The organism is Priestia sp. JV24 (assembly GCF_025910025.1).
GTDB classification, from domain to species: Bacteria; Bacillota; Bacilli; order Bacillales; family Bacillaceae_H; genus Priestia; species Priestia megaterium.
The window spans coordinates 279,172-294,737 of sequence record NZ_JAPCIN010000024.1 but is presented as its reverse complement, the minus strand read 5'-3'; the positions used below and the strand labels follow the sequence as shown (position 1 = coordinate 294,737).

Sequence of the window (15,566 nt, the reverse complement as noted above, 5' to 3'; positions counted from 1 at the left end):
TTATTCTCCTACTTGTTCAATCTGTTCAATTTTTTTATTTAGTTCTAATTCATATTGCTTGCGATTTAATGAAGCGATTGTATCTAGAATTAATCCACAGACGAAAGATAAAACACCTAACACCATCAATCCAGTTGCTAAGATAGATGACGGTACTTTGGTAATAAAGCCTGTATCAAAAAATTCATAAAGTACTGGAGCACCAACAGCTAATCCTGCGACAATAAACAACACTGTCCAAATGGAGAAGAACTGAAGCGGCTTGTACTCTTTAAATAACGTAAAAATCATTCGTAACACTTTAAACCCATCAGAGAACGTATTAAGTTTCGATTCGCTGCCTTCAGGTCGATCGCGATAATCGATCGCGATTTCTTTTAGGCGGAAGCGTTTATCTAACGCGTGAAGACTCATTTCTGTTTCAATTTCAAATCCCGGGCTCATCACAGGTATTGATTTTACAAATAATTTATCATACGCACGATAACCTGTCATGATATCTTTAATGTTGCTTTTGTACAGGCCATTAATTAAAGAACGTACTAAGTTATTACCAAAATTATGGAAAGCACGTTTGTTTTCTTCGAGATACGTTCCGTTTGATAAACGATCTCCAATGACCATGTTAGCTTCTCGATTTCTAATAGGCTCAATTAATTGATGAACAAATTCTGCAGGATACGTATCATCTCCATCTACCATGACATAACAATCTGCATCAATTTCTTGAAACATCGAACGTACAACATTTCCTTTTCCTTGCTTGAATTCTTTTTTGACGATCGCCCCGTGTTCAAGTGCAATTTCACTTGTGCGATCTTTTGAATTGTTATCGTACACATAAATATCTGCACTAGGCAGTTCACGTTTGAAATCGTCAATTACTTTTCCAATTGTTACTTCCTCGTTATAACAAGGAATTAAAACTGCGACTTTCATTTTTCCACCTCATCAAAAAAAATTGTTGGGAGTTGTTCAGCAATTACATCTACTGTGTAGCGGTTTGCTGTTTGTAACGCCTGTTGAGACATTTGCTGTTTCACATCTTCAGGAAGATTAATAAAAGCCTGTAGCTGTGAAGCTAATTCGTCTACATTTTTAGGCTCAAAGAATAGACCATTCTTTCCGTCTATAATGTAATCTTTTAGACCACCAATCTGACTCCCAATTACGGGTGCCCCGCAAGCCATAGCTTCGAGGCCGACTAAGCCCAAACTTTCTCCTTTTCTTACGGTCGGAAACACGAATGCTTCAATTGCATTATATACGTAAGCAAGAGAGGACTGAGGAAGGAGAGGGAAATGGATGACTTTTTCCTCTAGACCTAGAGTCTTGATCATTTCCTTAAATGCAGCTTCATCTTTTCCGCTTCCAACGTATAGGTATTTGTAAGAAGTGGGCATTTGTTGTTCAGCTTTTGCAATTGCTTGCAGGTAGTATTCCCATCCTTTACCCACATCAATGCGGCTTACACATCCAAGATAACGGGTAGTAGGGTCCAAGTTTAGTTCTTGATAAGCTTTGCTTTTATCTGCATAAGGGTGAAACAGATCTTTATTCACTCCTCCGCTTGGAAAAATATAGATTGGGTTATGAACCTTATATTTCTCTTCAACGAGCCCTTTATAATAAGGAGAAGGAGTAATAATTTTAGTAGAATGGTGCAATAAATTATTTACTCTAGGCTGATACTTTTCCTGTGAAGGTACTTCAGGTACAACGTCTGAACCATGAACATTTGTCACAATCTTCACATTCTTCTTTAGCGTTTTAAGAATCAGCAACGGAAGAGCATTATGAGATGCATAATGTACGTAAAGGTAGTCGTAGTTTTTTGTCAAGCCCGTCAAGACGATATTAGCATAATGAGAAGCATAGCTAAAAAGCTTGCTTAATTTGCTTGTCTTTTTTTGCATGACAATTTTATCAACTTGAATACCATGTTGAACTAAAATTTTTTCAGTGTTTTGAACAAATACACCATAGCTCGGGAATTGTTCTGAAGGATACATATTTGAAATCAACAAAATTTTCATGATTGTTTCACACCTATTTTTCTTTATTAGTTTATGATAATGACAACGGGTGTTCATTTAAATAGAGCTTACATGTATCGTCTTACTATTAAGTTGAGTGATTTCATTGATAAACATGCAAAAATGGGTTGCATATCGCCAACATCACAATATTATAGCACACCTACTTTTTAAAATGCGAAAGTTTATCGGACACTTCTAAAACGATAGATAAAGCAGTAAAGAAGATGATTTTCACATCATCATAATCACACGAAAAAAAGCGAACGCTATTCGTTCGCTTTATGTCACTTATTTCACTTCAACGCTTACCCCAAAATGGTCGGAAACAACGGGATAATGTATGCCGTTAAACACCACAGTTGATGACTGAATATCCTGCGCATGACTCGATAGAATTAGATCAAGGCGCAGTGCCCGTTCATTATCATCCCATCCAGCAATGTTACCTTTAACTGTAATACCGCTGTCTTTTTTGTTCGATAGAGTATACGTATCATAGAGGCCTTGGCTCAACAGGTAGTCGTAACCTTCATTTCGTCTATGAGCGTCATTATTAAAGTCTCCGAGTAGGAAAAATGGATTATCTTTGTGTACATGAGCTAGCAGCGTATCAACTTGCTGCTTGAACGGCTCTTCCTCGTCATCCCACCAGCCAAGATGACAAGAATAAAACGTAAGAAGTTCTTTTTCATATTCGATTGTTGCTCCAACAATTCTTCTCGTTTTCCAATAGTCAATATTTGACGTTTGTGAAACAAAAAATGAATGCTCTTCAATAATCGGGTGTTTCGTTAAAATGGCAATTCCTTCTTCATACACTTCATAGCCTATATGAGATAAATCCCATACCAATTGATAGTCTTCACCTTGCTTACCCAGTTCTTTTGCTAAAAGCCAAGCGTAATTATCGCTGCGAATGTAGTCATATACATAAGGTGCGTCTACTTTTTGGCTTACTTCCTGTAAAGCAATGACATCATATTTTTCTTTTTTAATTACTTCAGCTAGACAAGATAACTTGTCTAGCTGATTTTCCTCTTGCCAAGAGTGGCAATTTAACGTTAATAGCTTCATTGTGTTAAGCTCCTAACAAATCTTGAATGTCGGATTTCAAAACATCCGCTTTAGGTCCATAAATAGCTTGTACCCCTTTATCTTTCAAGATTAAACCAAGGGCTCCGTTTTGTTTCCACTCACTTTCTCCTGCAACGGCATGTATATCTTTTACCGTTACACGTAAGCGAGTCATACAAGCATCAACATCTTCAATATTGTTTTCTCCGCCAAGCAGTCCAATAATGACTGGTGCAAGCGAATCATTTTTCACCTGCTTGCTGCTTGTTGCAGTTGTTTCTTCATCAATATAGTTTCCGTTACGTCCCGGCGTTGGGAAGTTAAAACGTTTAATTAAGAAGTTTGCCACTCCAAAATTTAAGCCAAAGAATACAAGGCAGGCGATGATAAAGTTCATTAAGTCAGCCCATAGGCCGGCTTTGATAATCATTGGTGTACGTGTTAATAGCTCAATTACGCCAAATGAGTGTACGCGAACATGAACAATATCAACAATGGCAAAAGCCAGTCCCGTCATAATTGCATATACGACATATAAAAGAGGTGCTGCGAACATGAACATAAATTCGATTGGTTCTGTTACGCCTGTTAAGAAAACAGCTAGTCCAGCTGAAAAGAACATTGAACGATATTTTGAACGTTTGTCAGGATCTACGTTACGATACATTGCTAAAGCGATTCCAATTAGCGACGCACAAGACAAAATCATCTGTCCTACTTTAAAGCGTGCAGGTGTAACGTCATGTAATAACTGCTTGTAGCTTTCCATATCTCCTGCAGCGCGGAAATTATTTAAATCTGCAATCCAAGCAAGCCACAAAGGATCTTGACCGGCAACAGTGGAACCTGCTCCAGAACCTGTTAAAATTTTGTACGTTCCGCCTAGCTCCGTGTAGTTCATAGGAACTGTCAGCATATGATGAAGACCAAATGGAAGAAGCAGGCGCTCTAATGCTCCGAAAATAAATGGTGCTAGAATAGGAGCTGTGTCTCTAGATGTTGCAATCCACTGTCCGAAGCTGTTTAATGAACCTTGGATAAACGGCCATACAATGGATAAAAGCAGTGCCGTTACAACTGAACCACCGATGACCACAAATGGTACGAAGCGCTTGCCGTTAAAAAACGAAAGGGCTTCAGGCAATTTATCATAGTTGTAATATTTATTGAATAAATTCGCACCTAAAAATCCAGCGATAATTCCTACGAACACTCCCATGTTAAGAGCGGGAGATCCTAAAATAGATGTGAAGTAGTCTTTTACAACTAATTCTTGTCCAAACAGTGATTGAACCGTTGCTTTTGAATCTGAGAGCATTTCTGCTTTAACTCCGAAAATGGCTCCTGTAATTCGATTAATAAGAATGAATGCGATGAGTGCAGCAAATGCACCTCCAGCACGTTCTTTTGCCCAAGAGCCCCCGATGGCAACAGCGAACAAAATGTGAAGATTTGTAATGATACCCCAGCCTATGTCTTCCATCACGCGTGCACTTGTTTGTACAGCAGTGATGTCTCCCCCAGTCATTGCAACTAGTTTTCCAAGTGAAATCATAATACCAGCTGCGGGCATAACCGCTACTACTACTAATAAAGCCTTACCAAATTTCTGCCAAAAATCAAATGAAAAGAACTTCTTCATAGTTTTTCCCCTTCCCCTATGTATGGGTTTTCATTTTATTTTTTGATAAACTATATTTCAAAAATAGTGCAACCGTTTGCATAACCTTATTGTAATAAAAGGGCTTTCATAATGCAATACTGTAATTTCTCTTTTTTGAAAAATTTATTCATGAATCATAAATGATGAAAAAATTTTTATGATAAAGTGAACAATATCAACGGTATTTTAACATGATGGAATGTAATAAAAGCATTCAAATAATGGCATAAAGACAAGTACAGAGGAGGATAATATGAAAAAAGAAGAGCTACAAGCGATTATTTTTGATTTAGACGGTGTTATTGCAGATACGGTACATTTATATTATAAAGCAAATAAAAAAGTAGCAGATCAACTTAACGTTTCATTTTCTGAAGAACTCAATCAGCAGCTGCAGGGGATCAGCCGAGTGAAAACTGTAGAACTCATTGCTGCCCAAGGCAATGTACATCTGACAGTGGAAAAAAAAGAACAGCTTGCTGATGAAAAGAATAAGCATTATCAAGCATTAATAAAGGAAATGACAAAGGATCATCTACTTCCAGGAATACAATTGTTGTTAGAGGATTGTAAAAAACAAGGTATTAAAATGGCAATTGCTTCTTCTAGTTCAAATGCAAATACTGTAGTGGATGCGTTAGGAATACGTCCTTTTTTTGATTGCATTGTGGATGTGAGAAAAATAAAGAAGGGAAAACCAGACCCAGAAATATTTTTGACAGCTGCCGATCAATTAAAAGTAACACCCTATGCATGTGTGGCCATAGAAGATGGAGAGGCGGGTGTAAAAGCTATTAATCAAACAGATATGGTTTCTATCGGCGTTGGTAAGCATCTGAAGGAAGAGGATATGAATTTTCACGTATATTCAACAGCTGATTTGTGTTTAAAGACGATCAAAGAGGTTTTCGAAAAAGCAAGAAAAGGAACAGATTATAACAGCATGTATACAAAAAATTAGTAAATCTTTTACATGCAAGTAGCAAAGCGCAAAAAAACATATGCTAGAATAAAATAAGAGAGCAAAGATACATAGGAAGGGGTACATCATGATTAAATGTATTGCGATCGATATGGATGGAACTTTAGTAAATAGTGAACAAGTTGTAAGTAAAGAAAATGCCCAAGCGATTAAGACAGCTCAAAAGGCAGGGGTGGAAGTTGTTGTTGCTACGGGACGTTCTTATGAAGAGGCCCGTTATGTTTTAGAAGAAGCAGGACTTCATACATATTTAATTTGTGCAAACGGAGCAGAGCTTCGGAATCCACAAGGAGAAAAACAATATTCAGTAGGCATGACGATGGAATCTATTCGCGAAGTAGAGGGTGTTTTTAAGAAGTTTCAGTTGTACTTTGAAGTCTATACAAGTGAAGGCACGTATTCAAATGACTATGAAAAAGCTTTGTCGGTATTAATGGATATTTATTTAAGCGCTAGCTTAAAAGATAATTATGAAAAATCGTTAGAAGCGGCAAAAGAGCGTTTCAATAGCGGCAGAGTAAAGCTTATTGAAGAGTATGAAGCGTTATTTCAAGATCCAAACAAGGACATTTATAAGCTGCTTGCTTTCTCTTTTGACGAAGAAAAGTTAGAACAGGCAAAAATAGAACTTGTGAAGTTAGATTCGATTGCAGTCAGTGCATCTGGTAAAGAAAATATTGAAATAAATGATGAAAATGCTCAAAAAGGAATTGCGGTTACATCATTTGTTCAAGAACGCCATATTTCTTTAGAAGAAACGATGGCCATTGGAGACAATTATAACGACGTATCGATGTTTCAGCGAGTTGGACGTGCTGTAGCGATGGGGAATGCCCCTCAAGAAATTAAAGAGTTTGCCCATATCGTAACAGGAACAAATGACGAGCACGGCGTAGCTCAAGCTATTTTAAATGCGCTTGAAACAGTTAAACAATAAGCAAACTAAAAAGCATGCCTTTAGGCATGCTTTTTAGTTTGTTATTTTCTCCTTGTTACGACGGTATGCACCGTGATTTGTCGGTCCAACATATTGATTTAAAGCAAATGAATGACGAATTGCTTCTGTAATAAATTCTTTTGCTGTATAAATAGCTTGTTTGACATCACTGCCTTTTGCCAATTCAGCAGCAATCGCAGCTGAGTATGTGCATCCAGCACCGTGCGTAAATGTTGTCTCAATACGTTCAGACTCTAAGATCTCAAACGTTTTTCCATCATAAAGCAAATCAATTGCTTTTTCATGTGCCAATTTACTTCCGCCTTTAATCAATACATATTCGGCACCAAGGTCAAAAATCTTGACGGCTGCTTCTTTCATTTTATCGACCGTTTTGATAGGACCAAGTCCGCTTAATTGACTAGCTTCAAATAAATTAGGGGTTACAACTGTTGCTTTTGGAACTAGTACATCACGCAAGCTGACAGTTGTTTCCGGGTGAAGCGCTTCGTCTTCTCCTTTACATACCATCACAGGATCTACTACGACATTTTTTAAACCATATTCTTCAATTGTTTTTGCGGCTAGTTCAATAATTTCCACTGAGCCAAGCATACCTGTTTTTAGAGCTTGTACGCCTACGCCTTTTACAATTGTTTTCAACTGCTGTTCAACAGTTGAAACTTCTTGCGGAAATACGTTATGAGACCAGCTGTTATCGGGATCCATTGTTACAATTGTTGTTAAAGCTGTCATTCCGTAAACACCCAGTTCTTGGAATGTTTTTAAATCCGCTTGAATGCCAGCTCCGCCGCTGCTGTCAGAACCTGCAATGGTTAATGCTTTATTCATTGTCATAAAAAATCCTCCCGTATTTTAAGTTCATAGAGAAAATAGAGTAAAACTTCCACCAGTCGGTTTTTAGCTACCCAATGTGTTTTAGATAAATTTCTTCCATTCACTTTTCACTTTTTCTTTTATTTTATCGCTTTTAATGTAGATATTCAATTTCTAAAAACTGTATGAATCCTAAGTGTAATTTAGAATTATTATGACTGACTGTGAAGCATGAGTTAAATGAAAGTTAACGAATGAAATGTAATGTGGCTTGAACATTTACTTTGCATAAACTTAAGGGTAGCCACCTTCAGAAGTAATCGTATGCTAAAAAACCTCTTATTAAAAGGCTTTTTACCTTATGGTACAAGCACTCTTTTTCTTAATGAATAAAATAAATAGAAACTTAAGAAAGGGTGATTCACATAAAAAAACATTCTAATCATGACAGTTATAAAGACGATTCGTATGCTTTCAATAAATCACAACCTCGCAAAAAAAACCACAAAGATTATTATATGAATTCAAATTTAACAAATGATCACTTCAGAACTGTTAAGGCAGGCACTTTAAATGTTTGTATAATTGTATTACCAGGAGCTAAAGTTGATCGAAACTCTACAGATAATCAGTCTATAGTTCCCAATCGTGTAAAAAGAGACATAGCCGCTGCTAATAAAATATGGAAACAATACGAGAAAAACCGATTAATCCAAGGTGTTACATTTACTATTACACGTTCAGTTGTTTTTTTGGAAAACATCAGTGGCATTGTTAGTAATGCGGAAAATTTTCCAATTGGAGGGGCTAGTCATCTTACAATGGTACAAGCAATGCTTAAAACTGGCCGAAAAGTTTGTCAAAATGCTGATGTGTATGTATTTTACATGAATGGAAATAGATTTGGGCCTGTTAATTTTGATTATTCATCTACTCTCGCTGTAACTTATAATTCTTTTCCGCTTATTATTATGACAAATGCAAGTACAGATGAGTATCTTCTCGCACATGAATTGGGTCATTTTATGTTTATTACGAATCGGTTTAACGAGACGGATGATCCAGAACCTTTTCATGAACTAGATGGAAATCATAATAGAACGCCTAGTAACCTTATGTTTCCTACTCCTGAATTCTGGCCAATAGTACCGGAGATTACCAGTGAACAGATACACAAAGCTTTAAATAGTCGTGTTTTTTATAGCTAATTGTTGTTCATGCAAAATAAAAACGTCCTTAACAGCGGGTTAAGGACGTTTTTCACTATTTATTAGATAGAAGCTAATTCTTTTTCAAGAGCTACGTCTACTGATACATAATCATAACCTAAATCATGTGCAACTGCTTCGTACGTAATGGCTCCGTTTGCAACGTTCACTCCTAATTTTAACGCTTCGTTTTGAGCGATTGCTTTGTGAACACCTTTAGAAGCAATTTGAAGTGCGTAAGGTACGGTTACGTTTGTTAAAGCAATTGTTGATGTGCGAGGAACTGCTCCCGGCATGTTTGCAACTGCATAGTGTACAACACCGTGCTTTTCATAAGTCGGCTGATCGTGTGTTGTAATGTGGTCGATTGTTTCAACGATACCACCTTGGTCGATTGCTACGTCAACAATAACAGAACCTGGCTTCATTGTTTTCACCATTTCTTCTGTTACTAGTTTTGGAGCTTTTGCACCTGGGATTAATACTGCGCCAATCACTAAATCTGACTCCGCTACTGCATCCGCAATATTATAAGGGTTTGACACTAGCGTATTGATTTGGTTGCCAAAGATATCGTCTAATTGACGTAAGCGTTCAGGACTTAAATCAATAATTGTTACATCAGCACCGAGACCGATTGCGATTTTTGCAGCATTTGTACCAACACCGCCGCCTCCGATAATCGTTACTTTTCCGCGGCTAACTCCAGGAACACCCGCTAGTAAAATTCCTTTTCCACCGTTTGATTTTTGAAGGAATTGTGCACCGATTTGAGCAGCCATACGTCCTGCTACTTCGCTCATAGGCGTTAATAGAGGCAATGTACGATTTACTGCTACTGTTTCATAAGCAATGGCTGTTACGCCGCTATCTTTTAATGCTTTTGCTAGTGCTGGTTCAGCTGCTAAGTGAAGGTATGTGAATAAGATAAGACCTGGTCTAAAATAGCCGTATTCACTTGCTAGTGGTTCTTTTACTTTCATAACCATTTCAGCTTGTGCCCAAACGTCAGCTGCTGTCTCAACAATTTCAGCTCCAGCCTTTACATAATCTTCGTTTGTGAAGTTACTTCCAATACCCGCTTCATTTTCAATTAATACACGATGACCTGTACCAACAAATGATGCTACGCCTGCTGGTGTAATCGCTACTCGGTTTTCGTTGTTTTTGATTTCTTTTGGTACGCCAATAATCATGATTAATTTCCCCCTTGGTCGTTTGTGTATCTTTAGTATAAAGAAAGTTTTATGAAATTTCTTTGTCTAGAAAGAAGAATTGAATAAGTGGTTTTTGTTTAAACATACAAATGTAACCGCTTACTTATCAGAATTTTTAATTTTTGTGTAAGGTAATCTAACATCATAAAGAAATAAAAAGTGAAAAAAAGAGCTATTCGTTTATTGGAAAATAAATGAATAGCTCAGTGTTAAAAAAAGTCACATCATCTGTTATTTTTTATATTTCATTAACTTAATATCAATATAAAGAGTTATTTTTTGATTAACGTCCTTTAAGTTAATATCACCAATCTCTGAAATTCGCTTTAATCGATAGCTAAGTGTATTCATATGCACATTTAATTCTTTTGCTGCTTCGTTAATGTTATTATCATTATTTAAAAATACTTCGAGAGTCTCCACCAAGTTGCTATTATGACGAAGATCGTAATCAGTTAGCTTCTTTAAAGAATGGTTTTCAAATTGATCGTGCGCGCGCTTCTCTAAAATAACATCAAGAAATTGATAAATACCTAATTCCTGATAGTTAATAATCTCTTTCGTTTCTTCTGGAAACTTGCTTTTCATATCTAATACGTTCAAGGCTTCTTTATAGCTTTTTTCGATATGATCGTGCGATGAATAAATACTGCTGCAGCTGGCTTTAATTTGAGTAACATCAAAGCGTTCATACATATTGCCTCTAAAATAGTCTACAAAATCTCGCTGTTCATCGAGAGGGTTTTCAACCGCATCCAAAGAAAGCAGTAAGATTAAGTCATTGCAATCAATCGTATAAAGAACGATTTTTAAGCGATGCATCGTTTTTAGCATATACGAGATTTGACGTTCAGCTTCAGGCGTAATATCCTCTTGGAAGCGGAAGATAGCAATGGAAAACGTTGATGGAGCTGTAATTTGCGCTTCATAAAACGCTTCTGAAATTTCTTGGCGAGACTTAATGTGACCAGTTAATAGTTTCCAGAAAAATTCCTGTGAACGTTCCTCTCGTTTATACTTTCGAATTTGAAGCTGTAGCAATTTATTTTTTAATACATTCGCAGCTTTTTTTAATAGCTCTACTTCTTCGTCGCCTAAGGCTTTCTCAATTTCAACAGCCCAGATAAATCCTAGAACTTCTTCATTTTTCCAGATGGAAATAGCTATACGATCTCCAAGCCCAATTTCATTTATATTTTTCACACGCACAGGTTCATTTGTCTCAAGCAGTTTAGGAATAATGCCTTCTTTCCATAAGTTGTTGATGACCTTTTCCGGAACTCTTCTTCCAATAATCGTGGCAATACGCGCCTGGTCCGTTCTTTCGTCATGGGTGCTATAAGCTAATAAGCGATGATTAGCATCTTCAATGGTAATAGGACAGTTCAATACTTCGCTAATGCGATCAGCGAATTCTTCAAGCGTATCAAAATTTTCCTTGAACGGATCTTTGATTGGTTTCGTCATATATAAAATCCCTCTTCATAAAACAAAATAAGTACTAGTACAGCTTTTTAGCTACAATAAATATAGTAAAACGGTAACAACCGTGTTGATCATCAATTCATTGAAATGATTAACTGCTTAATATTTTAACAAAAGTAATTGTTTAAGAAAATGTTAAAATGCGTCTAAAGGTAGTTAAGAATGTACGGATGATTAGTAACTGCGTTCATTTCGCTTATTTTATCGAAATTTTCTTCAAAATAATCAATGTTCGGTGAGCATGATTCTTTTCAAATGTGTATAATAAAACGTATGATTATGGTTATATCAAACTTGAATCTGTAACTTTCTTTATGATATGTTCAGTTACGATTAGGTTGACCAATTCATATTACACATGAAGGGAAGAATTTAACATGGCAAAACAACAAATCGGTGTTATCGGTTTAGCGGTTATGGGGAAAAACTTGGCGCTAAACATTGAGAGCAGAGGCTATTCTGTTTCAGTTTATAACCGCTCTCCTGAAAAGACAGAAGAGTTCCTAAAAACAGAAGCAGAAGGTAAAAATTTTGCAGGTACATACAGTGTGGAAGAGTTTATTAATTCTCTTGAAAAACCGCGTAAAATTTTATTAATGGTTAAAGCTGGTGCTGCTACAGATGCAACAATTGATTCGTTAAAACCATACTTAGAAAAAGGCGACATTTTAATCGATGGCGGAAATACATTCTTCCAGGATACAATTCGTCGTAACAAAGAGCTAGAAGAATTAGGTATCCATTTCATCGGTACAGGCGTATCTGGCGGAGAAGAAGGCGCATTAAAAGGACCTTCAATCATGCCTGGCGGACAAAAAGAAGCATATGAACTTGTAAAACCAATCTTAACAGCTATTTCAGCGAAAGTTGAAGGCGATGATTGCTGCACATACATTGGACCAAATGGTGCAGGTCACTACGTAAAAATGGTTCATAACGGCATCGAGTACGGCGATATGCAGTTAATTTGTGAAGCATACTTCATTATGAAAAACGTATTAGGTTTAGAAACAGATGAACTACATGAAGTATTTGCTGAATGGAATAAAGGCGAGCTAGATAGCTACTTAATTGAAATCACAGCTGATATCTTTACGAAAAAAGATGAAGAAACAGGTAAAGCACTTGTAGACGTTATTTTAGACACTGCAGGTCAAAAGGGTACAGGTAAATGGACAAGCCAAAGTGCGCTTGATTTAGGTGTACCACTACCAATCATTACGGAATCTGTATTTGCGCGCTTTATTTCAGCTATGAAAGAAGAACGTGTAAAAGCAAGCAAAGTATTGAGCGGTCCAAATGCAGCTGCATTTGAAGGTGATAAAACCGAATTAGTAGAAGCAATCCGTAAAGCATTGTACATGAGTAAAATTTGTTCATATGCGCAAGGGTTTGCTCAAATGAAAGCAGCTTCTGAAGAATATGACTGGAATTTACAGTACGGTGATATTGCAATGATCTTCCGTGGTGGTTGTATCATCCGTGCACAATTCTTACAAAAAATTAAAGAAGCTTATGATCGCGATGCAGATCTAACAAACTTATTATTAGACCCATACTTCAAGGATATCGTAGAAGGCTATCAGTCCGCTCTTCGTGAAGTTATTTCAATTGCCGTTAAACAAGGTATTCCTGTACCAAGTTTCTCAAGTGCATTAGCTTACTATGACAGCTACCGTACAGAAACGTTACCGGCGAACCTTTTACAAGCGCAACGTGACTACTTCGGAGCTCACACATATCAACGTGTTGATAAAGAGGGCGTATTCCATACTGAGTGGTTAAAATAAAAAACAAGAAAAGCAGCTGTATACTACAGCTGCTTTTTTTATTTACTCTTTAGGTGAGAAGTTGTCTTCTCCGACTGGCCACCAGTGGAAACCGTCTTCAGCAAGCAATGCGTCTGATTCTTTTGGTCCCATGGAACCTGATTCGTAGTTCGGGAAGTTTTGTGCTTTTGTGCTTTCCCATGCTTCTGAAATGGTATCAACAAATTTCCAAGAAAGGGCTACTTCATCCCAATGAGTAAAGTTCGTCGCATCTCCAAGCATGCAATCATAAATAAGGCGCTCATAAGCTTCCGGTGTATTCATTTTATCTCCACAGTTATTACAATAGTTCAAGTTAATCGGTGTGGATGATGTGGCACCTGGCGTTTTACGCGCGTTTAAGTGAAGCGTAATGCCTTCTTCCGGTTGGATATGAATGACAAGCAAGTTTGGATGAATTTCTTTATCTTTATTGAAGTACAGGTTCATTGGTAAGTCTTTGAACTGTACAACAATTGTCGTTGCTTTTTCTTTCATGCGTTTACCTGTACGGATATAAATCGGTACACCAGCCCATCTGAAGTTATCAATCATAAGCTTACCAGATACAAACGTAGCGGTATTAGACTCAGGATCAACCGAATTTCCTTCGCGGTAGCCGATAACTTCTTCTCCTTCAAGTACACCTTTGCCGTATTGGCCTCGTACAAAATAATCATCTACTTCATCCACTGATAAAGAGCGAAGAGCACGCAGTACTTTTACTTTTTCACTGCGAATTTCTTCCGGTGTTAATTTAATCGGCGGCTCCATTGCAAGCAATGCCACCATTTGAAGCATATGGTTTTGCACCATATCTCGAAGGGCACCTGAAGATTCATAGTAACGGCCACGGTCTTCTACACCAAGCGTCTCGCTAGACGTAATTTGGATGTTTGAAATGTATTGATTGTTCCACATCGGTTCAAATAGAGCATTTGCAAAACGGATAACTTCGATATTTTGCACCATTTCTTTACCAAGGTAGTGGTCGATACGATAAATTTGATCTTCCTTAAATGCATGGCGAATTTGTTCATTTAATTCTTTAGCAGAAGGATAATCATGACCAAACGGCTTTTCAATGACTAGGCGACTCCAGCCTTCTGTTTGTGTTAAACCTTCATTTTTTAAATTCGAAGCAATTGTTCCGAAGAATTCAGGTGCCATTGCTAGATAGAAAATACGATTTCCAGGCACGTTGTATTGCTCATCAAGGCTTTCTGTTAGGCTTTTTAATTCTTGATAAGAAGCGACATCTGTTACGTCAAACGGTTGGTAATAAAAATGTGAAGCAAACTTTTCAATGTCAGCGTCACTGTTTTTGAAACTGCTCACTGATTTTTTTACATTTTCGCGTAATTCGTCATTAGTCCAAGGTCTTCTTGCGACACCAACAACAGCGAAATCTTCCGATAGTTTGTTCGCTTTATATAAGCGGAAAATAGAGGGGAATAACTTACGTTTTGCTAAATCACCTGTAGCGCCAAAAATTACGATAATGGATTTTGGTTGTACATTTGTCATTACTTCTAGGACCTCACTTTGTCGTAGTTACGTTCAATTTTTTTCCGCTTTAACAGACAACACTTAAATGAAATCTGGGGATTCATTGCCCGTTAAACCCGGCCTTTATAAACAAACGAATGATTGCTTGTTTACCTTTTCCTTTATGTATAGAACTACTAATAAATTGTAACGATTTTAAAGGGTTAACGCAAATAGATTAAAACAATTTGTAGTTATTATTCCATGTTTTTAACAAGTTTAAAAGTATTTTGTTTCGAATACGGAGAAAAAGCTACCGTTATTTTAACAGTAGCTTTTCTCATTTATTTATATTGATACAGGGAACCGATAGATTTTTTTGTTGAAAATGGCAGCTCAGGGCTATCGGCAATGATAAAAATAGGACAGTGCATTAAAAGTGGATGTTTTTCGAAAAAAGAAGCATCAGCGTGATAGATGGACGATAGAATGACAGGGAGCTGTTCTAAAAAGTGAAGGTAGCGTGTAATGGTTTCATCTGTTGATGTATGCGCACCGATGTAATAATACACAGTAAGGGAATAAAAACCTTTATCGAAGACGAAGGATGCTAAATATTCGTTCCGCTCTTTTTGCATATGATCGTAGGCAAATTCAATGCCGATTTGAATGGAAGGAACAGAAGTGTGTTGACCTGGGAAAACGGTGTATTTTCTTGGTATCATCGGTTCAACGGGTGTAACACCCAGGCTGTAGGTTACGTCTATTTGGTGGGGATTGCTAATGATCATATGGAATCCCTCCTTTAATATAAAAATACACTCTTTA

Annotated in this window: 13 protein-coding genes; 4 read left to right on the top strand and 9 right to left on the bottom strand. The window is 37.1% G+C overall.

The annotated features are described in order from the left end of the window. From OK414_RS27125 to OK414_RS27110, 4 genes are all read right to left on the bottom strand, one after another. The gene (locus OK414_RS27125) at positions 1 to 939 is read right to left on the bottom strand and encodes a glycosyltransferase family 2 protein (protein WP_013059871.1); all 939 of its coding nucleotides are present in this window, start codon (positions 937 to 939) and stop codon (positions 1 to 3) included. Next, the gene (locus OK414_RS27120) at positions 936 to 2,036 is read right to left on the bottom strand and encodes a glycosyltransferase family 4 protein (RefSeq protein WP_263045929.1); all 1,101 of its coding nucleotides are present in this window, start codon (positions 2,034 to 2,036) and stop codon (positions 936 to 938) included. The genes OK414_RS27125 and OK414_RS27120 overlap by 4 nt, the downstream gene beginning before the upstream one ends. A gap of 291 nt (positions 2,037 to 2,327) precedes the next feature. Next, complete coding sequence (locus OK414_RS27115; RefSeq protein ID WP_013059869.1) at positions 2,328 to 3,113, bottom strand: endonuclease/exonuclease/phosphatase family protein; 786 nt, start codon at positions 3,111 to 3,113, stop codon at positions 2,328 to 2,330. A 4-nt stretch (positions 3,114 to 3,117) separates the two neighbouring features. Beyond that, positions 3,118 to 4,755 carry a PTS transporter subunit IIBC gene (locus OK414_RS27110; RefSeq protein ID WP_263045928.1) on the bottom strand — a complete coding sequence of 546 codons (1,638 nt, stop codon included), beginning with the start codon at positions 4,753 to 4,755 and terminating at the stop codon, positions 3,118 to 3,120. Between the two features lie 274 nt (positions 4,756 to 5,029). Here OK414_RS27110 and pgmB point away from each other — a divergent pair, with 274 nt between their 5' ends. Continuing rightward, positions 5,030 to 5,737, top strand: a complete 708-nt coding sequence (pgmB, locus tag OK414_RS27105; protein ID WP_034648227.1) for a beta-phosphoglucomutase — start codon at positions 5,030 to 5,032, stop codon at positions 5,735 to 5,737. An 88-nt stretch (positions 5,738 to 5,825) separates the two neighbouring features. After that, positions 5,826 to 6,695 carry a Cof-type HAD-IIB family hydrolase gene (locus tag OK414_RS27100; protein WP_016765955.1) on the top strand — a complete coding sequence of 290 codons (870 nt, stop codon included), beginning with the start codon at positions 5,826 to 5,828 and terminating at the stop codon, positions 6,693 to 6,695. Positions 6,696 to 6,728: 33 nt separating this feature from the next. Here OK414_RS27100 and pdxK read toward each other — a convergent pair whose 3' ends face one another. Beyond that, positions 6,729 to 7,553: a pyridoxine/pyridoxal/pyridoxamine kinase gene (gene pdxK, locus OK414_RS27095; protein WP_221789209.1), complete on the bottom strand. Its 825-nt coding sequence runs from the start codon at positions 7,551 to 7,553 to the stop codon at positions 6,729 to 6,731. Between the two features lie 497 nt (positions 7,554 to 8,050). Between pdxK and OK414_RS27090 the strand changes: the two genes are divergently transcribed. Beyond that, on the top strand, positions 8,051 to 8,740 hold the full coding sequence (locus tag OK414_RS27090) for a hypothetical protein (protein WP_230586499.1): 690 nt from the start codon (positions 8,051 to 8,053) through the stop codon (positions 8,738 to 8,740). Positions 8,741 to 8,802: 62 nt separating this feature from the next. Here OK414_RS27090 and ald read toward each other — a convergent pair whose 3' ends face one another. Next, complete coding sequence (gene ald / locus OK414_RS27085; protein WP_013059863.1) at positions 8,803 to 9,936, bottom strand: alanine dehydrogenase; 1,134 nt, start codon at positions 9,934 to 9,936, stop codon at positions 8,803 to 8,805. A gap of 252 nt (positions 9,937 to 10,188) precedes the next feature. Further along, positions 10,189 to 11,424, bottom strand: coding sequence for a PucR family transcriptional regulator (locus OK414_RS27080; protein ID WP_034648233.1), 1,236 nt, complete (start codon positions 11,422 to 11,424; stop codon positions 10,189 to 10,191). Between the two features lie 395 nt (positions 11,425 to 11,819). Here OK414_RS27080 and gndA point away from each other — a divergent pair, with 395 nt between their 5' ends. Then, positions 11,820 to 13,232, top strand: a complete 1,413-nt coding sequence (gene gndA, locus OK414_RS27075) for an NADP-dependent phosphogluconate dehydrogenase (RefSeq protein WP_013059861.1) — start codon at positions 11,820 to 11,822, stop codon at positions 13,230 to 13,232. Between the two features lie 42 nt (positions 13,233 to 13,274). Here the strand turns inward: gndA and zwf are convergent, their stop codons facing one another. Together zwf and OK414_RS27065 are read right to left on the bottom strand one after the other, a co-directional pair. Then, complete coding sequence (gene zwf / locus OK414_RS27070; protein ID WP_013085508.1) at positions 13,275 to 14,777, bottom strand: glucose-6-phosphate dehydrogenase; 1,503 nt, start codon at positions 14,775 to 14,777, stop codon at positions 13,275 to 13,277. A gap of 305 nt (positions 14,778 to 15,082) precedes the next feature. Further along, positions 15,083 to 15,529 carry a staygreen family protein gene (locus OK414_RS27065; protein WP_013085507.1) on the bottom strand — a complete coding sequence of 149 codons (447 nt, stop codon included), beginning with the start codon at positions 15,527 to 15,529 and terminating at the stop codon, positions 15,083 to 15,085. Positions 15,530 to 15,566: the final 37 nt, after the last annotated feature.

What these genes read in the sequence shown, in the direction of transcription:
- OK414_RS27090 (WP_230586499.1), top strand. Translation starts at nt 8,051, where the DNA reads ATGAATTCAAATTTAACAAATGATCACTTCAGAACTGTTAAGGCAGGC.
- OK414_RS27110 (WP_263045928.1), bottom strand. Translation starts at nt 4,755, where the DNA reads ATGAAGAAGTTCTTTTCATTTGATTTTTGGCAGAAATTTGGTAAGGCT.
- OK414_RS27125 (WP_013059871.1), bottom strand. Translation starts at nt 939, where the DNA reads ATGAAAGTCGCAGTTTTAATTCCTTGTTATAACGAGGAAGTAACAATT.
- OK414_RS27080 (WP_034648233.1), bottom strand. Translation starts at nt 11,424, where the DNA reads ATGACGAAACCAATCAAAGATCCGTTCAAGGAAAATTTTGATACGCTT.
- zwf (WP_013085508.1), bottom strand. Translation starts at nt 14,777, where the DNA reads ATGACAAATGTACAACCAAAATCCATTATCGTAATTTTTGGCGCTACA.
- OK414_RS27120 (WP_263045929.1), bottom strand. Translation starts at nt 2,036, where the DNA reads ATGAAAATTTTGTTGATTTCAAATATGTATCCTTCAGAACAATTCCCG.
- ald (WP_013059863.1), bottom strand. Translation starts at nt 9,936, where the DNA reads ATGATTATTGGCGTACCAAAAGAAATCAAAAACAACGAAAACCGAGTA.
- pgmB (WP_034648227.1), top strand. Translation starts at nt 5,030, where the DNA reads ATGAAAAAAGAAGAGCTACAAGCGATTATTTTTGATTTAGACGGTGTT.
- pdxK (WP_221789209.1), bottom strand. Translation starts at nt 7,553, where the DNA reads ATGACAATGAATAAAGCATTAACCATTGCAGGTTCTGACAGCAGCGGC.
- OK414_RS27115 (WP_013059869.1), bottom strand. Translation starts at nt 3,113, where the DNA reads ATGAAGCTATTAACGTTAAATTGCCACTCTTGGCAAGAGGAAAATCAG.
- OK414_RS27065 (WP_013085507.1), bottom strand. Translation starts at nt 15,529, where the DNA reads ATGATCATTAGCAATCCCCACCAAATAGACGTAACCTACAGCCTGGGT.
- OK414_RS27100 (WP_016765955.1), top strand. Translation starts at nt 5,826, where the DNA reads ATGATTAAATGTATTGCGATCGATATGGATGGAACTTTAGTAAATAGT.
- gndA (WP_013059861.1), top strand. Translation starts at nt 11,820, where the DNA reads ATGGCAAAACAACAAATCGGTGTTATCGGTTTAGCGGTTATGGGGAAA.